Annotated in this window: 19 protein-coding genes; 11 read left to right on the top strand and 8 right to left on the bottom strand. The window is 45.4% G+C overall.

All coding sequences use genetic code 11. The annotated features are described in order from the left end of the window. Positions 1-49: 49 nt before the first annotated feature. The 4 genes from malQ (at position 50) to N646_RS16575 (ending at position 7,745) form a co-directional block, all read left to right on the top strand. Complete coding sequence (gene malQ / locus N646_RS16590; RefSeq protein ID WP_017634461.1) at positions 50-2,230, top strand: 4-alpha-glucanotransferase; 2,181 nt, start codon at positions 50-52, stop codon at positions 2,228-2,230. A 267-nt stretch (positions 2,231-2,497) separates the two neighbouring features. Further along, positions 2,498-4,693 carry a 1,4-alpha-glucan branching protein GlgB gene (gene glgB / locus N646_RS16585; protein WP_017820126.1) on the top strand — a complete coding sequence of 732 codons (2,196 nt, stop codon included), beginning with the start codon at positions 2,498-2,500 and terminating at the stop codon, positions 4,691-4,693. A 136-nt stretch (positions 4,694-4,829) separates the two neighbouring features. After that, positions 4,830-5,504, top strand: a complete 675-nt coding sequence (gene mtgA / locus N646_RS16580) for a monofunctional biosynthetic peptidoglycan transglycosylase (protein WP_017820127.1) — start codon at positions 4,830-4,832, stop codon at positions 5,502-5,504. Between the two features lie 180 nt (positions 5,505-5,684). After that, complete coding sequence (locus N646_RS16575) at positions 5,685-7,745, top strand: alpha-amylase (RefSeq protein WP_017820128.1); 2,061 nt, start codon at positions 5,685-5,687, stop codon at positions 7,743-7,745. A 67-nt stretch (positions 7,746-7,812) separates the two neighbouring features. Here the strand turns inward: N646_RS16575 and N646_RS16570 are convergent, their stop codons facing one another. Together N646_RS16570 and N646_RS25000 are read right to left on the bottom strand one after the other, a co-directional pair. Next, positions 7,813-8,529, bottom strand: a complete 717-nt coding sequence (locus N646_RS16570; protein WP_017820129.1) for a DsbA family protein — start codon at positions 8,527-8,529, stop codon at positions 7,813-7,815. A gap of 96 nt (positions 8,530-8,625) precedes the next feature. Further along, complete coding sequence (locus tag N646_RS25000; RefSeq protein ID WP_005484669.1) at positions 8,626-8,913, bottom strand: hypothetical protein; 288 nt, start codon at positions 8,911-8,913, stop codon at positions 8,626-8,628. A gap of 448 nt (positions 8,914-9,361) precedes the next feature. Here N646_RS25000 and N646_RS16565 point away from each other — a divergent pair, with 448 nt between their 5' ends. From N646_RS16565 to N646_RS16550, 4 genes are all read left to right on the top strand, one after another. Next, positions 9,362-10,099 (top strand): nucleoside recognition domain-containing protein, encoded by a 738-nt coding sequence (locus N646_RS16565; RefSeq protein ID WP_017820130.1) that lies wholly within the window; start codon positions 9,362-9,364, stop codon positions 10,097-10,099. Beyond that, a complete protein-coding gene (locus N646_RS16560; protein ID WP_005458317.1) occupies positions 10,099-10,566 on the top strand; it encodes a YjiG family protein in 468 nt (155 codons plus the stop codon). Before N646_RS16565 ends, N646_RS16560 begins: the two co-directional genes overlap by 1 nt. Positions 10,567-10,575: 9 nt before the next feature. Then, positions 10,576-11,700: a M20 family metallopeptidase gene (locus tag N646_RS16555; protein ID WP_017820131.1), complete on the top strand. Its 1,125-nt coding sequence runs from the start codon at positions 10,576-10,578 to the stop codon at positions 11,698-11,700. 237 nt (positions 11,701-11,937) lie between these two features. Then, the gene (locus tag N646_RS16550; protein ID WP_017820132.1) at positions 11,938-12,312 is read left to right on the top strand and encodes a YkvA family protein; all 375 of its coding nucleotides are present in this window, start codon (positions 11,938-11,940) and stop codon (positions 12,310-12,312) included. Positions 12,313-12,416: 104 nt separating this feature from the next. Here the strand turns inward: N646_RS16550 and N646_RS16545 are convergent, their stop codons facing one another. The 3 genes from N646_RS16545 to N646_RS16535 all read right to left on the bottom strand — a co-directional run bounded on the left by N646_RS16545 (position 12,417) and on the right by N646_RS16535 (position 16,547). Then, positions 12,417-13,721, bottom strand: coding sequence for a dicarboxylate/amino acid:cation symporter (locus tag N646_RS16545; RefSeq protein ID WP_017820133.1), 1,305 nt, complete (start codon positions 13,719-13,721; stop codon positions 12,417-12,419). 389 nt (positions 13,722-14,110) lie between these two features. Next, positions 14,111-15,376 carry a DUF1835 domain-containing protein gene (locus N646_RS16540; protein ID WP_017820134.1) on the bottom strand — a complete coding sequence of 422 codons (1,266 nt, stop codon included), beginning with the start codon at positions 15,374-15,376 and terminating at the stop codon, positions 14,111-14,113. Positions 15,377-15,656: 280 nt separating this feature from the next. After that, positions 15,657-16,547 (bottom strand): LysR family transcriptional regulator, encoded by an 891-nt coding sequence (locus tag N646_RS16535; protein WP_017820135.1) that lies wholly within the window; start codon positions 16,545-16,547, stop codon positions 15,657-15,659. Positions 16,548-16,656: 109 nt separating this feature from the next. Between N646_RS16535 and N646_RS16530 the strand changes: the two genes are divergently transcribed. Further along, positions 16,657-16,965, top strand: a complete 309-nt coding sequence (locus N646_RS16530) for a monooxygenase (RefSeq protein ID WP_017820136.1) — start codon at positions 16,657-16,659, stop codon at positions 16,963-16,965. Positions 16,966-16,972: 7 nt separating this feature from the next. Then, positions 16,973-17,344, top strand: a complete 372-nt coding sequence (locus N646_RS16525; RefSeq protein WP_017634450.1) for a hypothetical protein — start codon at positions 16,973-16,975, stop codon at positions 17,342-17,344. Positions 17,345-17,409: 65 nt separating this feature from the next. On the opposite strand, the gene N646_RS16520 is transcribed toward N646_RS16525, so the two are convergent. The 3 genes from N646_RS16520 to N646_RS16510 form a co-directional block, all read right to left on the bottom strand. Then, positions 17,410-19,578 carry a polysaccharide biosynthesis tyrosine autokinase gene (locus tag N646_RS16520; RefSeq protein WP_017820137.1) on the bottom strand — a complete coding sequence of 723 codons (2,169 nt, stop codon included), beginning with the start codon at positions 19,576-19,578 and terminating at the stop codon, positions 17,410-17,412. A 51-nt stretch (positions 19,579-19,629) separates the two neighbouring features. Continuing rightward, positions 19,630-20,070, bottom strand: coding sequence for an arsenate reductase/protein-tyrosine-phosphatase family protein (locus tag N646_RS16515; protein ID WP_017820138.1), 441 nt, complete (start codon positions 20,068-20,070; stop codon positions 19,630-19,632). Positions 20,071-20,199: 129 nt separating this feature from the next. Beyond that, positions 20,200-21,318, bottom strand: coding sequence for a polysaccharide export protein (locus tag N646_RS16510; RefSeq protein ID WP_017820139.1), 1,119 nt, complete (start codon positions 21,316-21,318; stop codon positions 20,200-20,202). Between the two features lie 458 nt (positions 21,319-21,776). Here N646_RS16510 and N646_RS16505 point away from each other — a divergent pair, with 458 nt between their 5' ends. Continuing rightward, on the top strand, positions 21,777-22,670 hold the full coding sequence (locus tag N646_RS16505) for a hypothetical protein (RefSeq protein ID WP_017820140.1): 894 nt from the start codon (positions 21,777-21,779) through the stop codon (positions 22,668-22,670). Positions 22,671-22,723 lie beyond the last annotated feature (53 nt).

The following is a 22,723-nucleotide window of genomic DNA, read 5'->3' as shown; positions in this document are numbered from 1 at the left end:
ACAATAAAACCCTACATGGAAGGTGTTGGTATTACCTTCGGAGAAAGCGATGAAAGAACAAACAGCATTAAAGAAAGTCGCGGAAATGGCGAGATTGGCTGATAGCTATGTCAGTGCTTGGGGAGATGAGGCGAAAGTGTCTGAGGAGACGCTACGCCGCTTGCTCGCTTCGCTTGGCTACGATACTAGCAGTGATGAAAAACTACTGGCTTCTGCTGAAAAGAAACATAAAAAAGACGTACTAGCCCCTGTTCTTGTTTTACGCGACGGCGAACCAGTCGAAGTGGAACTAAACCTAGGTACGAGTGCTCGTGAGAGTGAATTCAGCTGGCGTTTAGAAACAGAACAAGGAGAGGTACTTGAAGGCTATCTTCAGTCCCAAATTGTTCGTGATGAGCGTGCTGAGGGTGGCCCTCTAGTGTTTGCATTGCCAAAGAACTTGGCTTGGGGTTATCACAAACTGATCATCAGTCGTAAGCGTCGTAAAACACCTTACGAGATGTCATTGATCATTACGCCGAAAGCGTGTTTCAAACAAGACGATCTAAACCAACACAAAAAGCTATGGGGTCCTAGTATCCAGCTTTACACACTGCGTACTCAGCATAACTGGGGCATCGGTGATTTTGGCGACCTAAAACAACTGGTGAGTGATATTGCCTCTCGTGGCGGTGACTTCATTGGCTTGAACCCTATTCACTCGCTGTTCCCTGCGAATCCAGAAGGGGCAAGCCCATACAGCCCGTCTTCTCGTCGTTGGTTGAACATCATGTACATCGATGTAAGCTCTGTACCTGAGTTCGCGCTAAGTGCAGAAGCACAACAACGTGTTGGTAGCGCAGAGTTCCAACAACGTCTACAAAAAGCGCGAGACTCTCATTGGGTGAATTACACCGAAGTTTCGCAACTAAAAATGAGTGTTCTTCCGCTGCTATTCAGTGAGTTTAAAGCTCGCCATTTAGACAAGAACACCGATCGCGCTCGTGCCTTCTTGGACTTTGTTGAAAAAGGCGGCGACAGCTTGCTACACCAAGCTGCATTCGATGCACTTCATGCTGATTTACATGCAGAAGATGCAAACATGTGGGGCTGGCCAGTATTCCCTGAGAAATACCGCACATTCGACGCAGCTGGTACTCAGAAGTACATCAAGGACAACCAAGATCGCGTTCACTTGTACATGTACCTACAATGGATCGCAGACGATCAAATCAAAGAAGCGCAAGCTCTAGCAGAAGAAAAAGGCATGGCGGTTGGTCTGTACCGCGACCTTGCTGTAGGTGTTGCAGATTCTGGCAGTGAAACATGGGCGGATGAAGGCAACCTAGTGCTGGATGCAAGCATCGGTGCGCCACCAGATATTCTTGGCCCTCTAGGTCAAAACTGGGGTCTGCCACCGCTTAACCCTCAAGTGTTGGAAGCGACAGGCTACGATGCGTATATCAAGTTGCTACGTGCCAACATGAAGCATTGTGGCGCACTGCGTATCGACCACGTACTTGGCCTATTGCGTCTATGGTGGATTCCAAAAGGCGAGAAAGCGACAGAAGGCGCGTACTTGTACTACCCAGTGGAAGACATGCTCGCAATCCTAGCGCTTGAGTCGCACCGTCATCAGTGCTCTGTGATTGGTGAAGACTTAGGTACTGTACCAGATGAAATCGTTGATATCCTACGTGATGCGGGCGTGCATTCGTACAAAGTCTTCTTCTTCGAAACCTCAAAAGAGGACGGCGGCTTTATTTCTCCGAAGCATTACGCAGAGCAGTCTATGGCGGCATTGTGTACACACGACATGCCAACCCTACGCGGTTTCTGGCACTGCGATGACTTGAAAATGGGTCGTGAGATTGGTCTGTACCCAGATGAAAAACAGTTGGAAGGCTTATTCGCTGACCGCTTGAAGTGCAAACAAGGTATCCTAGACAGTGTTCGTTGGCACGGTTACTTGCCAGAAGGTATTGGCCATGATGCGCAGTTCGTACCAATGGATTCATACCTAAGCGAAGCGCTTCAATTGCACGTTGCGGCGGGTGATTCTGCACTGCTTAGCGTTCAGCTTGAAGACTGGCTAGAAATGGATCAACCGGTCAACATTCCTGGCACGGTTGATGAGTATCCAAACTGGCGTCGTAAGCTGTCGATGAACCTAGATGAAATCTTCAGTCGTGAAGACGTGAATCGCATTTCTAAACGCCTTACAGAAGTTCGCGCACAGGCGAGCAAATAAGATGCGTAGAGTGACGTAGAAGAATGAGCGGATTACTAATTTTGTTAGCTCAGAGGTACGAAAGTTCCGTCTAGGTCACTCATTCAACCCACACAATCCGTTAGGATGAAGTACCGTTATTATGCCCGCGACAATAGCGGGCATTTTTGTATTTTGACGCCGTTTACGCGACGAACGTGAGAAGCGGAGTCTTTTGTGAGTTCACAACGTTGGCTGTGGAGAAACCAACATTCGGTTCAAACGAATATTGGCTCTAGGGAGAAAGATTTGAAAATCACCAAAACAAAGAAAATAAAGAAAAAACACGAACGCGCGTACGAACTGCTTGCTGAGGCGGCTTACTCAGATCCATTTGCGGCGTTGGGCCCATTCATTGATGACGGCGAAGGTTCGCTGCGAGTGTGGATGCCAGGCGCAAACAAGGTTGAACTGCTTGTTAATGGTGAACCTCGCGTGGCGCTTGAACGCGATGGCGACAGCGGTTTTATCTTAAAAGAGCAACGCGACTTACACCTGACCCACTACCGTTTAGCGGTCGATTGGAATGGTGTTGAACAAATTATTGATGACCCGTACCAGTACCACAATATCTACCAAGAGTACGAGCATCTGCATACGCCAAAAGACATGTATCACTACATGGGCGCGCACTTTGTCACGCTAGAACGTGGCGGTGAAAACATTTCCGGTGTTCGTTTCCTTGTCTACGCTCCACATGCATCGGCTGTTAGCCTTGTGGGTTGCTTTAACCAATGGGATGGTCGTCGTCACCCAATGCAACGTTTAGATTATGGCATTTGGGGTTTGTTCATTCCTGGTTTAGAAGAAGGCGTTCAGTACAAATTTGAGCTCAAAGGGCCAAATGGGGAAGGGCTGCCACACAAACAAGACCCTTGGGGTTTCTACTCTGAGCAATACCCATCGTTCGCATCCATTACTTACGATCACAAGCGTTACCAATGGCAAGATGCGAAGTGGCAAAACCGCGCAGTGACACAAAAGCGTGATGAAGCGCTATCGTTTTATGAGCTGCATGCTGGATCATGGAAACGCGACGAGAAAGGTGATTTCCTCAACTACCGCGAACTCGCGGAGCAGTTGGTGCCATACCTTGTGGATATGGGCTACACCCACGTTGAGCTGATGCCTGTGTCTGAGCATCCATTCTATGGTTCATGGGGCTATCAACCCGTTGGCTTATTTGCGCCAACCAGCCGTTACGGCTCTCCTGATGATTTCAAATTCTTCGTGGATGCGTGTCACCAAGCTGGTATCGGTGTGGTGCTGGATTGGGTTCCGGCGCACTTCCCATCGGATGACCACGGTTTAGCAAACTTTGACGGCACACCGTTGTTCCACGACCCGGACCCGCGTCGCGGTTGGCACCAAGATTGGAACTCATACATCTATGATTTAGGCCGTGAACATGTGCGTCGCTTCCTTGTATCGAATGCGCTGTACTGGTTTGAACAATTCCATATTGATGGCATTCGCGTGGACGCAGTCGCATCGATGCTTTACCTCGACTACTCACGTAGCCACGATCAGTGGGTACCGAACGTCGACGGTGGCAATGAAAACTACGACGCAATCGCAACCTTAAAATGGATGAACGAAGAAGTGTACAAGCACTTCCCGAATGCGATGACGATTGCGGAAGAGTCAACGGCGTTTCCTGGGGTGTCTGCGCCAACCTTTATGGGTGGTTTAGGTTTTGGCTTCAAGTGGAATATGGGGTGGATGCACGACAGTCTTTCATACATCAAAGAAGATCCTGTTCACCGCAAATACCACCACAATACCATCACATTCCCGCTGGTTTATGCGCACAGCGAGAACTACGTCTTGTCTCTCTCTCACGATGAGGTGGTGTACGGCAAAGGCTCTATCCATAACAAGATGCCGGGTGATGAATGGCAGCAAACCGCAAACCTACGTGCATACTACGGTTACATGTATGGTCAACCGGGCAAAAAGCTGAACTTCATGGGCGCGGAAATCGGCCAAACGGCGGAGTGGAACCACGATGATCAGTTGCAATGGTTCTTGCTGGAATATGAGCGTCATCAAGGTGTCCAAAAGCTGATGCGAGATTTGAACCACTTGTACCGAAATGAAGCGGCGATGCACGATCAAGATTGTGTTCCTGCTGGTTTTGAGTGGCGTCTACAAGACGAAGCGGATGCGAGCATCCTAGCGCACGAGCGTATTAGTAAAGAAGGTGAGCGTATTCTGATCATCACCAACTTTACGCCCGTACCACACGAGCGCTTTCGTTTAGGCGTTCCAAATGCAGGTCAATACGAACTGCTACTGAATACAGACGACAGCAAATACGGCGGCAGCGATTTTAAAGTGCTGACCAGTGTGAAAACGGAAAAAGTTGAAAGTGAATCACTGCCTCAATCACTTGAGCTTCGTTTGCCTCCACTTTCAACCGTGTTCTACAAGCTGCACAAATAATTTAGTCTAATCAAATTCTAAGCCCGTTTTACATTGTAAATCGGGCTTTTTTTGACCAAGTTTTCACTAACGATAAACAGACTGCATACTCTATACTTGCATCATATTGTTTTATTAAATCAGGCTAGGTCGGACTTTGAGAAAGATTAAATCCCTTCTGTTCAATATCTTATTGGTGCTTTTGCTTTTACCAGTGATGCTCGTTGGCATAGTGAAATACATCGATCCACCAATTTGGGGATGGAAGATCAGCCGCATGATTTCTCCTCCTGAAGGATTTCCTGAAGAGAGTCAAAATGAATGGGTGCCTTTGAGTGATATTTCTAAACACATTCAACTGGCCGTGATTGCGACAGAAGATCAAAAGTTCCCGACCCATTACGGAGTGGATTTTGATTCCTTGTTTAAAGTGATCTCAGAGTCTGGCGAGAGCGGTCCCTCTCGCGGTGCGAGCACGATTACTCAGCAAACTGCAAAGAACGTGTTTCTGTTTCCTTCACACTCTTATGTGCGCAAAGCGTATGAGCTTTATTTTGCTCTGCTGATGGAAGCAATGTGGAGTAAAAAACGCATTCTTGAAGTGTATTTGAATGTGGTGGAGTTTGGTCCAGGTATTTATGGCGCGGAAGCCGCTGCGCAAAACTACTTTGGTATTCCTGCTAAACAACTTTCAACACGCCAAGCAGCAAGGCTTGCGGTGGTGCTGCCAAATCCGTATCGCATCAAAGTTTACCCTCAGACTTCTTACACCATCAGCCGCGTCAATTGGGCGATGAGACAAATGCGTAACCTTGGTAGCGTTCAGCTTTAAACTCCTTTTTACCCTGCTCATAAGTAGAACTACGCCCCCATAAAAGCAAAATGTGAAGCGTCACAAGCTTTAGGGCGTAGCTTTTCAGAATGATGTGCTCAGTTTTTCATCCATTTACTATTAGTGTGAATAAAACTACAACACGAATACTGCGCCTATGCGCAACCAATGGACTGAACGATGAAACTGAACCTGATTACCACTACTTTACTGCTTGCGTCGGCAAGTGCCATCGCCGAGCCTAACATCACCATTTCTACCACGACCAACAGCCGTGACTTTCCGTTAAGTGCAGAGCAGCCTTTGGTTGTGCCCTTAACCAAAGACGGATACACGCTCAAAATCACGGGTGTTGAAGGCGACTGTGTCGCGCCTGATGGCCAGAAGGTCAAATTCAACAAACCTATCGCGCTAAATTGTGGCAAGCCGACCGAACTGCCACTCAAAGTTCGCTTTACTGGCGACTATTCCTTCGCTTATGACGACGCGGCTAAGACGTTGCTGTTTAAGCGAGAGCCGAAAAAAGCAGCAAAAACCGAATTTAAACGCCCGATCCCGCAAGTACAATGTGAAGTCTACCAAGGCGGTGAAGTGACGATCGCTGTGGGGGATAGCTTTCCTGAAGGCACCAAGTTACGCGATGCTTATTCAGGTCAAATGGTTGAAGTGAAAGAGCAGAAAGTATCGCTGACGCCAAGTAAAGACTCTGGTGGCCTAGTGCTGCTAGAGCCTGTGCAGAAAACCAAAGAGGCGGTGCTATTTGATTACCGAAACGCGAACATTTACTTCGTGATGGTTGATCGTTTCAACAACGCAGACGCAAGTAACGACAACAGTTATGGGCGTAAAAAAGACGGCAAAGATGAAGTTGGCACGTTCCACGGCGGTGACCTTAAAGGTGTAATTGAGAAACTGGATTACATCAAGAGCCTAGGTACAGACGCGATTTGGTTGTCGCCAATCGTTGAACAAGTGCACGGCTTTGTCGGTGGTGGCGATAGTGGCTCATTCCCGTTTTATGCATACCACGGCTACTGGACGCGCGATTTCACCAAGATTGATGAGAACTTCGGTAACGAAGAAGATTTAAAAACGCTGGTGGAAGAGGCGCACAAGCGTGGCCTCAAAGTCTTGATGGATGCGGTTATCAACCATTCTGGTTACTCAACATTGGCAGATCTACAGTTCGACGGTATCGATGTGTTAAAGCCTAATGCCGAACTGCCCAAGAAATGGGGCGACTGGCAACCAAAAGCAGGCGAAAATTGGCATAGCTACCACCAGAACATTGATTATCAGAGTCCGAACTGGGCGAAGTGGTGGGGCGGCGATTGGGTAAGAACCGGCTTGCCGGGTTACCCAGCTCCGGGCAGTAGCGACATTACGATGTCTCTTGCTGGCTTGCCAGATTTCATCACTGAATCAGACAAAGCAGTGAAGCCCGCGCAGTGGCTATTGGATAACCCTGGCACTCGCGTAGAAGCTCGTGACAACTACACCGTGGCGGATTACTTGATTGAGTGGCAAACTGATTGGGTGAAACGCTTTGGCATTGATGGTTACCGTGTCGATACGGTGAAGCACGTTGAAGGCGATGTGTGGAAACGCTTGAAAGAAGAGGCTTCAAGCAGTCTTGAGCAGTGGCGTAAAGAGAATGGTAAGTCAGGTCAGCCGTTCTGGATGATGGGCGAAGTCTGGGGACACACTGCGTATCGTAGCCCTTATTTCGATGATGGTTTTGACGCGTTGATCAACTTCGATATGCAGAAGAAGCTAGACAAAGGCGCGGCGTGCTTTAGCCAAATGGCAGACACTTACCAAAGCTATGCGGACACTATCGCGAACGAGAAAGACTTCAACCCAGTCAGTTACATGTCTTCTCACGATACGGAGTTGTTTTTCTCACGTTTTAAAGATTACGGCATGCAACGTAACGCCGCGAACGCATTGCTCCTTAGCCCAGGAGCGGTTCAGGTTTATTATGGCGATGAAGTAGGCCGTAACATTGGCCCTTACGCGGATGATTTCCACCAAGGCACACGTTCAGACATGGTTTGGAAGCTATCTGATGATAAACAAGCTTTGCTGAAACATTGGCAAATCCTTGGTCAGTTCCGTCAAGCACACCCTGCCATTGGCGCAGGTCAGCATCGAGTGATTGCACAGGAAGGCGCGTACGTTTTCTCTCGTTCGCTTGGCAATGACAAAGTCGTCGTGGCGTTTGTTGGACGTGATAAGTAACTAAACGCTCTTTATGTCGGTAAATATAAAGCCCTTCCTTGAGTTATCAGGGAAGGGCTTTGTTGTTTTAGTTCGCCAGTTCTTGGTCGATGACTTTTTCTAGCTCGTCAAACGGCACATAACCAGGAATGATCTGATCATTAATGATCAACGCGGGCGTGCCGCGTAAACCAAGTTGCGTGAAATACTGATAGTTTTTATCAAGCAGCGCTTTGGTCTCTTTGTCGTCGACAAGCTGCGCTTCTGTCCCCGTTTTCTTCGCGATCTGTTTTAACGAACGTACATCATGTGCGCCCGGTTTTTTCACCAATAACTCATGCACTTGTTCGTACTTATCTCGCTGGTTTTGCCAAACATTTAATGCGTAACTTGCCGAGTTGTAGCCGTTTTTCTCGTATTGTTCTTTAAAAGAAACATTGAGGTTAAGCACTTTTATCTGCGGATATTCCTTACCAACTTTGACCAGTTCTCCTTCTAAACGTTTACAAAAAGGGCAACTGTAGTCCGTTACGTTAATAATGGTTAACTCAGGGGTTTCAGCACCAAAAGAGGAATGTTTGCCATCATTTAGATATTGACGAACCTCCTTCAAGGTGTCGCCAAATGACTGCTGATACGCAATGTACTCTTGCAGGTTTTGGTGCAATGAATCAAGAATTTGAGGGTTCTCTTTTAGTATCTGAGTAATTTCCTCTAGCTTTTGTTCTGAGGTCTTTTCTGATGCGAAAGATACGGCAGGTACGATAGCCATCGTTAACGCCAAAAGTGTACGAGTGAATGTCATAATATTTCCTAAAACTTTTAGATTTCGTTGTTTGTTGTGTGAAGTGAATAAAATACGTACAAAAGTCAGGCGAGCGGGTTTCTCGCCTTGCTGGGTTTATTCTCTAAACACGCAAAGTTTTAGGTGAACCCGATACTTTTCCCGTATCGGTTCTGTGTATTCCAGATAACGAATTGCTGTGGATGCCATCGGCAGCGCCACAATCAAAGCAAACAGAAAAAATGGAATAAGAATATGATCAAACTGGTGTTGGTACGCTTGAACCAGCTTCTCTGAAAGGTCGCAAGATGGTGATAAATTCACGCTTTCATTTTGCTGACTCTGTATTTGGTGAGCCTTAGGGCAGCTTTTCGAGAAGCCGGAGTTTTGGCTTAAACATACCATCACCACCCAAAACACGAGGGCGAGTGTCCACTTGGCTATTTTAGGTTGTGAGCGTAACAATGGGCTGCCTAGTCCTGTTGATTCTGGTTTAATCCGTTTGCATATGACCGGACAATCCTAACCTAAATTTCATTATGGAATGTTACTTTCGAGTTAATCGATATCGCCTCAATGCCAAAGTATGAAGTACGTCATGAATGTTGTAGAAAGCAATATTCGTTGGAATCATTGGTCGGATTAATGAAGAAGTCCTGAGGTATCGATATAGATTAATATACCTAATTGTTAGCACAAATTTTTATTATCTTTCAAATGTGATTAAAATCATAAAACAAAACTTCATAACTGAGTCGCCAGAATGTTCGGCAGGCGGATTGATTTTGATCATCTCTCTAGCACATTATTCGGGTGAGCATATGTGTCCTGTCCCACATGTGTAGGTAATGTTATGAAAAATCCTGTTCAAACCGAGCGCAAGGTTACGCTGGGGTGCTACTTTGTACTGGCGTTTGCGGTCGTCTTCTTTTCTGGTCTCATGCAATCGAACGAATGGTATGGCGTATTTGATTTCACCACGTTGAATGGCTCTTTTGGCAAGGTGGCTTATGGTGTCACCGAAACGGCTGACGGTGTGCAAGTTGCAACAACGTCGCTTCGTGGTACTGGTGGTAGCGGTGCACGTGACGGTTTCATTTTTGCACTTACTTTGATTCCTACCGTTATGTTCGCACTGGGTATGATCAATGTACTTGAGCACTATGGCGCACTAGAAGCGGCACGCAAACTGTTAACGCCGCTTCTTCGTCCAATTATGGGTATTCCGGGTAACTCTGGTTTGGCTCTTATCGCTTCGCTGCAAAGTACCGACGCGGGCGCTGCGATGACTCGTCAGCTTAAAGATGAAGGCCATCTTACCAAACGCGAAACCGATGTGTTCACTATGTTCCAGTTCACCGCTGGTGCCACCATTGTTAACTTTTTCTCCTCAGGGGCGGTGCTGTTTACGTTGACGATGGCGGATGGCTCGCTTGCCGTAACGTCTTCTATTGGTTTGGCGGTTGTGGTGATGTTCTTGTTTAAAATCGTGGGTGCGAACTTATTCCGTATCTACCTAAACATCACAGAAGGTAAAGAAGACAAGCAAGAGCAAAGCAAATCTGAGAACTTAAAAGAGGAGACGGCGTAATGAGTGACGTAAAAGTAAGTAAGCCGATGGTGACGGATATTTTCGTTGAAGGCGCTAAAAAAGGCTGGGTTATTGCGACAACATCAACCGTGCCTAACGTTCTTATGGCGTTTGTCATCATTAAGGCGTTGCAGATTACTGGCGCGTTGGATTTGATGGGCTCGGTATTTTCTCCAGTAATGGCGGTTTTTGGTTTGCCAGGTGAAGCGGCTGCGGTGCTGATTGGTGCTTGGATGTCGATGGGCGGGGCAGTTGGCGTGGTTATCACATTGTTTGACCAAGGCATCTTGAACGGTACGCACATCGCGATTCTTGCACCTGCAATTTACCTAATGGGCTCACAGGTTCAGTACATGGGTCGAATTATGGGACCTATCGGTACTGAAGGTCGTTACATCCCAATTATGATTGCGATTTCCGTATTGAACGCATTTGGCGCAATGCTAGTCATGAACTTGTTTGTTTAGGGGGCAATCATGCAGTTTTCTCTCAATGAATATCTCGAAGAACTTCGTCCTCTCATCAATGTCGATTGTGGCACGTACACCACTGATGGCATTGAGTTTATCGCTTCTCAATTTGAAGAGAAGTACCAAGCGATGTCAGGTTGGAGCGTAAAACGCATCGACTGTGGCAGAGCGGGCATCGGTCTTGAAGTTCGAAACAAGCCTGAGGCTGAGCAAGTTGACGTGATGCTGATTGGTCACATGGATACAGTGTTCCCTGTCGGCACCGCTGGATTACGTCCTATGTCTCAAGACGCTGACAAAGCGTACGGTCCGGGTGTCTCGGACATGAAATCTGGCTTGCTGAATATTGTGTACGCGATGCGTAACCTCGACCAAGCGGTGTTGGATAAACTGTCGATTTGTATCTGCATGAACCCAGACGAAGAAACCGGATCGTTAGATTCGGTCGACTGGATTCAATCTGTTGCAAAAAACGCGAAAAACGTATTGGTGGCAGAAGCAGCACGCGCAGACGGAGGTTTAGTCAAAGCGCGCAAAGGCATGGCGCGTTACAAAATCACGTTTAATGGCATTGCAGCCCACGCTGGCAACGAGCCAGAAAATGGCCGCAGTGCAATTACCGAGATGGCGAACTGGATTCTCGCAATCAATGCCATGACGAACTTCGAATCTGGCACCACATTAAACGTGGGTATTGTGTCTGGCGGTAACGGCGCAAACATCGTCCCTGAGCACGCTGAAGCGATCGTGGATGTGCGTTTCTGGAGTAATGAAGAATACGATGATGTCGATAGCAAGCTAAACGGCATGCTGGAAACACCATTCGTTGATGGCGTTAGCATCGAGTTGGTTCGTGAAGCTTACAAACCCTCTATGGTGCCAAGCACGCAAACTGAAAGCTTGATGGCATTAGTTGAAGAAGCAGCAAGTGAACTGGCTATCGACATCAACTGGAAAGAAGTGGGTGGCGGCTCTGATGCAAACAATACGGCAATTCTTGGAGTTCCAACTTTGGATGGTCTAGGACCTATCGGTGCAGGTTTCCACAGTGACCAAGAGTACTTGTTGCTTGAGTCTATCGAACCACGTATCAAAATGCTTATGCGTGTATTGGAGAAGATTGCTCAATAAGGCATTCTGCTTCTAAAGCTTGGTTCCCAAAGTTTTTGGTTTCAAAACCATTTGGCTTCCAAGACATTTGATTTCCAAAACTTTTTGTTTCCAAGGCAATAATCCCCGGACTTCGGTTTGGGGATTTTTTATCTAGCCATTTTGTTTCCTTTCTTCATTATCATTACTCGCTATTAATCCTACGTTCAGGTTCATCGTCTTAATATCTTTGCCACAGTCATAAATTTAGGAGGCACGATGACCACAAGCATGTCTGTAAATTCGGCGTCCGATGACGTCTTAGACCAAACGATGCAAGCGCCAGATGAGAAAACATTCTGGCGAAAAATGAAAGGGTCGGTTAAGAAAGCGGGTGAAGAAATTGCCGTAATGGGCATAAAATCATGGCTCGCGATGGCAGATTCCAACACCTCTGTTCGCCACAAGGCTATTTTAGGTGGCGCGCTGGCTTACTTCGTCCTACCAACAGATATGGTGCCAGACGTACTAGCTGGCGTCGGTTTTACCGATGATATGGCGGCACTTACCTTAGCCGCGAACTCAGTCGGTAATGCCATCACTAAAGAACACGAAGCACAAGCTAGAGAAAAACTGAATTCGATGGTGGATTAGAAAGAATATTTCTAGACGCGGAGAAAACAAAAGCCCCGATGTTTCCATCGGGGCTTTCTTTTAGACAGGACTATATAATTTCAGAATGGTAATCGTAGAACGATTTAGGCGTCAGCGCGTTTAAGATGCACTTCTTCTTCGGCTACGCCTGCCATTGGGTCGTTGAAGCGAGCCTCATCCAATGCACCCTCTGATTTTGCAACGATGACGGTTACAGCACTGTCACCAGTGATATTTACCGCGGTACGAATCATATCAAGAAGACGGTCAACACCCATGATGAGCGCGATACCTTCAAGCGGCAGACCAACTTGGTTCAATACCATAGCAAGCATGACAAGACCCACACCAGGAACACCTGCGGTACCGATAGACGCCAGAGTTGCCGTCATGATAACCATTAGGTAATCGCCCATAGTTAAATCAATATTGAAAGCTTGAGCAATAAACGCAGTTGCTACGCCCTGCATGATCGCCGTACCGTCCATGTTCACGGTTGCACCAAGTGGTACTGTGAACGATGATACACGGTTCTCAACACCCATGCGGTGCTTTGCTGTTTCCATTGTCACTGGAATCGTCGCGTTCGATGATGCTGTAGAAAAAGCAAACATGATCGCGTCTTCCATCTTACGTAGGAATGTAATTGGGTTTAGACCTGTGAAACCTTTTAACATTAAGCTGTAAGTAACTAGACCGTGTAGGACAAGCGTACCAGCCAGTACTAAGAAGTACTCTGCCAGATTGACGATCGCGCCCAGACCAAGACCAGTAAATAGCTTCGCCATTAAGAAGAACACTCCATAAGGCGCCAAGTTCATCAAAATCGCGACCAGTTTCATGATCACTTCATTCAGATCAGAGAAGAATGCTGCGATGCGTTCGCCTGGTTTACCCGCTGCACTGATCGCGATACCGAATAGCACGGCGAACACGATAACTTGCAGAGTTTTACCTTCTGCCATTGCGCTGATTGGGTTGGTCGGGAACATATCGATGATCACCTGACCTAAAGATGGCGCTTCGGCTGATTTGAATGAACTTGCTGCCGTTAGATCTGCCCCTGCCCCTGGCTGGAATAGAGTACCCATAGTTAGAGCAAGCGTAATCGCGATAGCCGTTGTCGTAACGTAGAAAGCGAGGGTTTTACCGCCCATGCGACCCAGTGTAGAGAGGTCTTTGAGAGAGCTAGTACCACAAACTAACGAAACAAATACTAGCGGTACAACAAGCATTTTTAAGCTGGCAACGAAGATCTGTCCACCAACTTCGAATAATCCATTAACAATGTATGCGTCGACAAATCCGTTGTCGGCAAAAAGTGTGCGAATTGCAAATCCTGTCAAGATACCCGCAACCATACCTAAAATTACGCGGCTGGTAAGCGACATCGGTTTCTTGGTATTCATGAGAACACTCCTTATAGTTATGCACCTTGAGTTCACTTCAAAGCGGCGAGCAGATTAGCAGCGGAGTGAGAAAATACGAAAGAATAATCCTCTAAATGGTTAATAGATGTGAACTTTATCACTATTAAAAATGGGATTTTAACCAAATATTAACGAATTGGTCGGGTGAAAAGTTTGTATTTTAACACTTTTATCGAATATACAACCGATAACAAAGAGGATTTACAATAAATTTTAATAAGAGATAGAGTGCATACTCTCTTTGAGTGGATGCATTTCTGCATAACTATTTAAGTTGTATTCAGACTAGCGGTCGCTTCTTTAGCGATACTTTAGTATTGAGTGTTCATCAGAGCCAACGAACCTTTTATGCTTTCATATTTGTCAACTCAATGATGGTTGGCAAGTGTAGTTAGTTGGAGGTGATCCCAGCTCCAATAACTTTGACTGGTATTTTTAATCCCTCCAACCCAATAGCATTGTTTCGCTCGTATTAAACCCTCCAAACACTGCTTGCCAGCCTCAGTGATACGGACGCTTTGTTCCCACCAGTGCCTTTCACGTGACTCAATCGTGATCAAAGGTGTTTGACACTGTGCTAGAGGGAGGAGTAACGCGTAAAACATCACGTCTCCTAGGTAAGGAAGAGGTTCTAGTTGTTGATATTGCTCAAACCAATCTTTGATGGGAATTGAACGATTTTGCGAGTTCAAAACCTTTAGTGCGAGGTGTTGTGTCAAGCTCAATCCAGTTTGTGAATTAGGTAACTCTTGCAAATGGCGTTTAAGCACGTCGAGTATATTGGGTAAGCAATCCAGTTGATGTTGCTCTATCAAACTGACGATAGCTTTTGGTGAGGAACATGACACTGCTTTCCAACACTGCTTTGCTTGGCTCAATAACTTAGCAGATACGGGTTTACGATATCGCCAACAAGAACGAATAGCTTCTTCAGGCAACTGCCCAAAGCCGATGAATCGCTCAGTACCCGGAAACTGGTTCAACTCAATGATCTCTATCACTTTGTTCTCTACATTCTCTAACAGTGTTAGAGCACGAATTAGCATCAATTGATCATAGCTGTCATGTTCGACCCAAAAGACGATTCGTTCAAATACATCACTTTGCAACAGATCGAGGTTTGATTGTTCCAATGTGACTATATCTTGAACCGAGTCTTCACGCTTCATCACAGGCAGCAGAGTCTCTACGACATATTGGGCACGAATGGCAAGGAAGTTCTGTGGTGTTGCTGGTATGGGGCCAATACAAAGCGGATCGATCAGGGCTAAAAATGTCCCTTCAAATCCGCTGGCTTTAAGTTGTTGTTGAATGTCGTGGCCACAACGAACGTGTAGCGTTTTTACTTTCGCATCTAGGGGCGTTTTTTGTTCTTTGATGGCTCGTTTGTGCGCTTCTAGCTCTTCGACATGAGCTTTTAGTTTACTCCAACTGGATAAGCCCAGTTCTCTTGCGAGTGCATGTTGAACGTCAGCCAATTGAATTGTATTGGGAGTCAATGACTCTGGTTTGGAGTGACATCGCTTAACTAACTCCAACGTAGCGTCATCGTATAGGCGGATAGCTTTGAGCCTTTTTTTAGCAATGGATTTTTGCTGATTGATATTGATCGAGAAGCTATTTGTAGAGTTCATATTTCACCTTTCTTATTTCTTCCACACTCGCCTAAATAGAAGCTAAAAAGAAGGTAAAAACAGATTTTGCCTGCTAAACCAAGCAGGTGAGGATATTGCCGTGAACCGAGTTCTTTCCGCGAGTGTTGGGTGCTTTAGGCATGAGCAGAGTGATAGTAGGTGGTCGCTATCCTTCGTGCAACCTTTTGTGAGAGTGTAGCGTCACAAAATGGCCGTTTCTCTATATTTAGGGAGAATCAATAGGCGATAACACTAGCGATTCAACTCAATACCACTGTCGCTAGGCTCGAGTTTCTACACTTTTGAGTAAAGTACGATAAAGCGCTTGAGTAGCAGGACCACTTTTGGCTCCTTTGGGTAAAGTGAGGTGCAGCGCAACTTGATATTGATGGGAGTGTTCGATCTCCAATACTTTAATTTTATCGCTCTTGCGGGCTGCGACTAAGTGCGCTGGTAGCCGACAAAATCCAGCGCCTTGCTCTACGGCGTGAAAAGCGTGGTCGAAGTTATCGACGGTAATACGCTGACGTGCGCGTAACCAACCCACATCTCTTTTCGTTTTGTCTGAATCACCTAAGTCACGGATGACAATTTGGCTGGTGGTTGCAAAATCGTCGATGGAAACATGCGGCTTTTTAGCGAGTGGATGGTGTGCTGCGATTACAGGCAGCATGGTTGTTACGCCAAATGCTTCGGCAGGGTAGTTGGTTATCGGTAAGTTGATGATTGCGATGTCAGCGAGCTCATTTACGACCATTTCGGTTGTTTTGCTCAGTGACGTTTCAACCACTTGAACGGAGGTCGTGTTGTTGTCCTCCAAAAATTGACTGAGTGGTGCATAAAGCCAACAAGGGTCACAAAGATGATCTATTGCGACCGTGATTTGAGATTCCACCCCACTTTTTAACTGCTCGCTGATGACTTCTAGTTCCCGCGCTTGTTCAAGCATGGATTGTGCACGACGCAGTATGGTTTTGCCGTGCTCTGTCAAACCCGCTTTGCGCCCTCGTACTTCGATAAGTTGAATACCAAGTTGGTCTTCTAACTTCCTCACCGAGTAGATCAATGTGGTATGGCTCTTGTTGAGCAGTAAAGCTGCGGATTGAATGCTGCCTTCTTGATTAATCGCTTGTAGCGTTTGCCATTGTTCTAAGGTCGTTTTTAGTCTCATGAGTCAATTTTTTAGACAGTTAATGGCAAAATTATGAACTTTTCTGTCAGTTTTATAAAGGTAATAATCTTGTCATCGAAAATGAGTCAATAAGAAGAGGAGACTCAAGATGGCGAAATTATTGCAAGTTGATTTTGAATTTCATGGTCCGTTTGGTGAAGAGATGTCGAATGCTTTGGTCGACTTAGCTAAGTCGATTAACCAAGAGCCGGGCATGATTTGGAAAATCTGGACGGAAAGCGAAAAAGACAAACTCGGTGGTGGTATCTATCTTTTTGAAGATGAAGCCACGGCGCAAGCTTATCTCGAAATGCATGCCGCACGCTTGCGAAAAATGGGTGTAGTCGAAGTACGAGGTCAAATCTTCGATATCAATGTGCTGTTAACGACGCTCAATCAAGGGCCTATTAGAGGATAAGGAGATGATGACCAACCGCACTTTTCTAACCGTTCATGGTGTCGTATATACGGTATTCGCTTTTGCGTTGTTTTTTGTACCAACCATAATGTGGCCGATGTATGGAGTACAAATTAACGACCAGTACGCGCTGTTTTTATCGCAGCATACTTCGATCTTTTTAGGTGGAATCGCTGCGGTGAGTTTGATGTTACGTAATGTGGAATCAGGGCATACTGCGAAACAGCTGTTTAAAGCATTATTGATTACTAATGGCTTAGGGGCAGTGATTACTACCTATGCCGGCATTATCGGAGTATTTGTCGGTTTTGGTTGGAGTGACCCAATATTCTTTGTCTTGCTTAGTTTGATTACGTACAAGCAATTAAGAGTGCAATAGAAAAAGCCCTGCTGTTTCTAGCAGGGCTTTGTCATATTTGGTTTAATCAGCGATCTAAATTCAAGTTATGATTCGCTTTTGTACGCGTAGTTATAGTAGCCGTATCCATAGCCGTATGAGTTAGATGCTTTTTTCTCAACTGCATTGAGAATCACACCTTTAACTTCAACGCCTGATTGCTCGAAGCGACCTTGCGCGACTTCAATCTCCTTCAAAGTCGTTTGATCAAAACGAGCGACCATCAGAGTTGTTCCTGCAAGCGCGCCAACAATGCTTGGGTCGGTAACTGCGAGTACAGGCGGTGTATCGATGATGACTAGATCGTATTGTGCAGACATCTCGTCAACAAAGCTCTTGAAGCGAGGGTGCATAAGAAGTTCTGACGGATTTGGTGGTACTTGGCCGCGAGTCACAACATCTAAATTATCAATGGATGTCGATTTAATGATGTTGCTAAGGGATGTCTTACCGCTCAAGTAATCAGAAAGACCGTTGTCCCAACGTAGACCGAAGCATTGCTGCAAATAACCTTTACGCATATCCGCATCAATAAGCAGCACTTTCTGACCGGTTTTCGCAGCGACGGCCGCAAAGTTGGTCGATACAAATGTTTTGCCGATAGATGGTGCAGGACCTGAAATCATAAGAACGTTATTCTTCGCTTCCATCATTGCAAAGTGCAAGCTAGTGCGAAGACTACGTAGAGCCTCAATGGAAAGATCGGCTGGGTTAGCTTCCGCTAGAAGGACTAGCTCATTGTTGCTGCCTTTGTTGCGCTTAAGCTTGTTTGCAAATTCCAGTTGTTGAATAGATTTTGGAACGCTTGCGTAAACTGGCATGCCAATTTGTTCAATTTGATCTGGTGTTTCCACACCACGGTGGAATGCTGCACGAATTAATACGAAAGCCACGCCTGCCATACCGCCAAGCAGTGTTGCTAGCACAACGATAAGCGCTTTTTTCGGCTTAATTGGCTTAGAGGAAGATTGAGCGTTATCTAAGATTCGAACGTTGCCAACTGTTCCGGCTTTAATAATGTTGAGCTCTTGAACCTTGTTCAATAGTTGGATGTAGATTTGTTGGTTTACTTCTACATCGCGTGTCATACGTAGAACTTCACGCTGTGTTTTCGGTAACTTTTGAACTTGTTTATTAAGACGTTCTTTCTCTTTTAATAGTGTTTCACGTTTATCAAGTAGCGACTTATAAGCTGGGTGATCCTGTGTGAAGCGTTGGCTGATCTCACTTTCTTTGAATGTAAGCTCATTTAGCTGTGCTTCTAACTCAACCATTACTTTCAGCGTTGACTGAGCTTCAAGGCCTAAGTCGATAGATTCATTTTCTTGACGGAACCGATTTAAAACGTCTTCAGAAGCGGTCAGTTTTGTTTTGATGTCTGGGAGGTGACCTTTCAAGAACTCGAGGCTTTGCTCTGCCTCTGCAGAATTTCTTTGAACGTTTTGTAAGAAGTAGTTTTGGCTAATGTCGTTCAAGATATCTTGAATCTTAGCGCGGTCTTCACCAGAGAAGCTTAAAGATATAATCCCGGTTTGCTTACCACGTTCGCTAATCGATAAGTTTTCTTGAAGTTTATTAATTGCATCTAATTTACTGATTTTGCTGACCGTGAATGAGTCACCAGTTTGAGCCACAAGTTCAGTCGCCAAAAACTGGTATCCATTCTTCTCAAGCAGTTCACCAACTTTACCTTCTAGAATGACGTTATTGTCATCTTCTAAGAGCCTGAACGTCTGTTTTTCAGAATCAATAACTTCAAGAGTTAAAGGAACGCCAACTGCGTAAGAAGGAGCATTAAATCGTGAAACGCTCAGACTGATTTGCTCACCTTGTAGTCGAGCTAGGCCTTTACCAATAATTGGCATGTAGTTTGGAGAAACGACAGTCGTTAAGTTGAACTTATCAACAGTACCGCCCAAGATCATACGAGATTTGATGATCTCTATTTCTGTTGTCGCTGATGATTCTGCTGAAAACAGCTCTCCCATATCACCAACCATCGCTGAAATACCACCTGAACTCTTACTTTCGATTTGGATAAGAGCGTCAGCTTTATAGATAGGTGTTGATAGAATGGCAACGCCGACGCCTATAATCGAAAATAGGACTACGGTACATAGAATGAGCCATTTGGCATCGAGAATGATCCCAAATAACTTTCCCAAATCGATCTCATCGTCGGCTTGACGTGATTGCTTAATAGTTTGTGTTGTCATTACTTTAACTTCTTAAATACCTTACCATTGGCGTTTATTTAGCCTTGCGGCTTATAGTTTTTGAGACCACGCTTTTGCTGCTTTTTCTATAAGCGTATATGCATGTTCGAAAGCTTCTCTACTTTGTCTGTATGGATCAGGGATGTTTTGTTCATTTATCCACTGTCCAAACAGCATCGTTTTACCTCGTGCCTCAGGAGCGATTTTGGTTAAGGCTTCTAAATGACCTTTTTCCATAACCAATATCAGATCGTATTGAGCGCAAAGCTCAGGTGTTAATTGTCGTGCTTCGTGTCCATCTAAGCTTACGCCATGTTCGTTCGCGATAGTGGTTGCCATCTCGTCAGCAGCTTTTCCCGTTAGATGGCTCTTATCTACTGCGATTCCTGCTGATGCGACATGTTTGTTTGGTAGTAAAGACTGCAAAAGCCGCTCTCCTGTTGGAGAGCGGCAAATATTACCGACACAGACGACAAGAATATTAGAAAACAAATGCTTACCCTACTTTAAGTTGTATGCTTATGATCTCAACTGAATTGCTGGCTTCTTTATATTGCGCAATTGAGCTGAGTAGCTATCGATTACGTGCCGCAAGAGATAATTTTCTTGCGGCACGTTGTTTTACGGCCAAGTGCGTACTCGTAGTACACCTTCGGTTAGTTCATTAAAGCCGGAAATGGTTGGAACGAGCTGAGCAATCACACGATTCCAACGACTAACAGGTGCAGCCGTCACATAGACTATGTCGTAAGGGTTGAGATCAAACTCAGTACCAATCACCAAAGCAGAAGCGTCAGAAACATCTAGCTGATAAATGTCCGCCATTTTAGCTTCTTCTTTTGAACGTCTGATGACAAACACACCGGTAGCATCTGCGGAGATTTCACTGATACCACCAACGCTGCTAAGAGCCTCAGTAAGGCTCATGCCGCTACGATCAATTTTGAGTAATTTCGGATCGTTAACCTCGCCCATAACAAATACTTTTTGCGCATCGTTTCGAGGAATATGAACAATATCGCCAGGCTTTAGAAGGCGGTTTTGAGTTAAATCGCCTTGTTGCATCAGAGCATACAAAGAGACGTTTTCAACAACGCCATTGCGTGTCAGTGTCGCATTACGCCAATCAGCCTCGGCAGCCAGTCCGCCAGCTCTATTCACAGCATCTAGAAGTGTAAGGGGGATGTTTGTAATTGGTTGTTGTCCTGGCTTGTTAACTTCGCCAGTTACATAAGTCTTTTTAGAGCGAAATGCCGCAACGCTTACATCGACCTGTGGGCTCTCAATGTATTTTGCAAGGCGGCTTGCAATGTCTGCACGAATCTGACGTACGTTTTTGCCTTCAACATGTACGACACCTATGTAAGGGTAGAAGATCGTGCCATCCGAATGCACCCAGTTACCCGCTTCGGCTGAGCTTCGGTATGAGCCCGCTGGGATCGTTAGCTCTGGGTGATCCCAAATAGTGATATTTAGGATATCGCCAGGTCCTACTTCGTATTCATATTTTGCGATTTCAATATCTAACTCTGGGTTTGGTTTTGAAAAAGGGTCCACTGAATTTAAAGACGTTACGCGCTCCAAAGTTAAGGGATAAACGGTAACCTGAGACTCTATATCACTCGATTCAGTGCTCATGACTGTTTTGTCACTGACCGAAAGGTGGCTACCAGGCAAAGTACACCCTGTAAGAAGGATAGGAAGTACTGATATCCCCAAAAATTTATTAAATGTGTTCATTGGTTTATAACTACCGAAAGAAAGTTTGCCGACTGAAATTGATTCATTCTAATTGAACTGCATTTCATCAATATTGATGATTTACTGCAGTTTTAAGCCTTTAGAAAGCGAGTCCATTCAGAATTATTTGTGTAATAAACACTCCAAATGGCTGCTAGCGACTTAGAGCTCTTAGTTTCATTAATGAAGGTGTGAAAATCCGACCCACAAAAAATAGTCAACTATTATCCATCTGGTTGCAATAAAGGCAACAAGTTACTTGAAAAAATACTGACGAATACATGACAAAATTGTGTCTATTTAACGTTAATGAGATGAATGCATGATTTTGCACAAGCAAACAGGCAAGAATGTGAAAAAACTCATGCCAAAGTTGTATGCATCCTATTTACACTATATGCAACTGCCGTTATGCTTCCTGTTGCGGTCGGATATAACAACAAATATTGGAGCTAATTTTGAAAATCAAACTTTTAACGGCAAGTGTGGCAGCAGTCCTACTAGCAGGTTGTGGTAGTGACAGCGATCCTGAGGTAAAAAGATACTCAGTTCAGGCTTATGACCCAGCTGTTATCGGCATGAAAGTTCAAGCAGTATGTGGTGGTGAGACATACGACGCGATTGAAAATACAACAAACTATGAAGGTATGGTTGGTAAAGCGCGTTTTGAAAATATCAACGTTGTAAATGCGCCAGGTGATTGTGCTTTCGTATTAACGCACACAGAAGATAGTAAAGACGCGTCAAATGGTAAACCTATTACATCTGACTACAAAATCCCTCAAGGCCTAGCCCAGACGGATTCATTGGTAACAGGCTCTCCATTTACGACTTTGGTTGCTAACTCTTTAAAAGATGGTGAAGTATACTCTTCTGATATCGCTGAAAAAGTATTCGAGAATTTGGGTATCGATATCAATGCAAGTGGTAAAACAGTTGACGAAATCCTTCGTGATACAGAATCTGTAGTAGCAGGACTTGGTAGTGAGGGTGGTAACAGCGCACTTGCTACTCAGCTAGTTGCAACAGCAAACGTTGTATCAGATATCATCAAAGCGAACCCAACAGCTTCGCCTGAAGCTGTAGCTGTTGCTGCAAAAGCAATAACAGAAGATGTAATCGCGGCGAACCCAAATTATCCTGAGAATGATTCGGGTGATGTTATCTACGTAACGATTCCAGCTGAAGATACTCAGAAAGTTGTTGCTGATGTACAAGAGGCTATTGATAACGACACTCCACTAGAAGATATCGAACCTGAAGTACCACAAATCCCAGATGCGGAAGTCGGTGAGCCAATTGAACCTGAAGATCCACCGGGTCCAGGCACTGGCGCGACAGGCGGTAACTAAGCAAGTTTTTGCTGATAAATTCTAAAGGCCTCTTCAGAGGCCTTTTTTGATCC

It is taken from the genome of Vibrio alginolyticus NBRC 15630 = ATCC 17749, from assembly GCF_000354175.2.
Classification (GTDB): domain Bacteria; phylum Pseudomonadota; class Gammaproteobacteria; order Enterobacterales; family Vibrionaceae; genus Vibrio; species Vibrio alginolyticus.
This window is presented reverse-complemented; position numbering and strand designations above follow the sequence as displayed.

Coding starts and splice junctions, on each gene's coding strand:
- malQ (WP_017634461.1), top strand. CDS start 50: ATGAAAGAACAAACAGCATTAAAGAAAGTCGCGGAAATGGCGAGATTG.
- N646_RS16575 (WP_017820128.1), top strand. CDS start 5,685: ATGAAACTGAACCTGATTACCACTACTTTACTGCTTGCGTCGGCAAGT.
- N646_RS16570 (WP_017820129.1), bottom strand. CDS start 8,529: ATGACATTCACTCGTACACTTTTGGCGTTAACGATGGCTATCGTACCT.
- N646_RS25000 (WP_005484669.1), bottom strand. CDS start 8,913: ATGGTATGTTTAAGCCAAAACTCCGGCTTCTCGAAAAGCTGCCCTAAG.
- N646_RS16565 (WP_017820130.1), top strand. CDS start 9,362: ATGAAAAATCCTGTTCAAACCGAGCGCAAGGTTACGCTGGGGTGCTAC.
- N646_RS16560 (WP_005458317.1), top strand. CDS start 10,099: ATGAGTGACGTAAAAGTAAGTAAGCCGATGGTGACGGATATTTTCGTT.
- N646_RS16555 (WP_017820131.1), top strand. CDS start 10,576: ATGCAGTTTTCTCTCAATGAATATCTCGAAGAACTTCGTCCTCTCATC.
- N646_RS16550 (WP_017820132.1), top strand. CDS start 11,938: ATGACCACAAGCATGTCTGTAAATTCGGCGTCCGATGACGTCTTAGAC.
- N646_RS16545 (WP_017820133.1), bottom strand. CDS start 13,721: ATGAATACCAAGAAACCGATGTCGCTTACCAGCCGCGTAATTTTAGGT.
- N646_RS16540 (WP_017820134.1), bottom strand. CDS start 15,376: ATGAACTCTACAAATAGCTTCTCGATCAATATCAATCAGCAAAAATCC.
- N646_RS16535 (WP_017820135.1), bottom strand. CDS start 16,547: ATGAGACTAAAAACGACCTTAGAACAATGGCAAACGCTACAAGCGATT.
- N646_RS16530 (WP_017820136.1), top strand. CDS start 16,657: ATGGCGAAATTATTGCAAGTTGATTTTGAATTTCATGGTCCGTTTGGT.
- N646_RS16525 (WP_017634450.1), top strand. CDS start 16,973: ATGACCAACCGCACTTTTCTAACCGTTCATGGTGTCGTATATACGGTA.
- N646_RS16520 (WP_017820137.1), bottom strand. CDS start 19,578: ATGACAACACAAACTATTAAGCAATCACGTCAAGCCGACGATGAGATC.
- N646_RS16510 (WP_017820139.1), bottom strand. CDS start 21,318: ATGAACACATTTAATAAATTTTTGGGGATATCAGTACTTCCTATCCTT.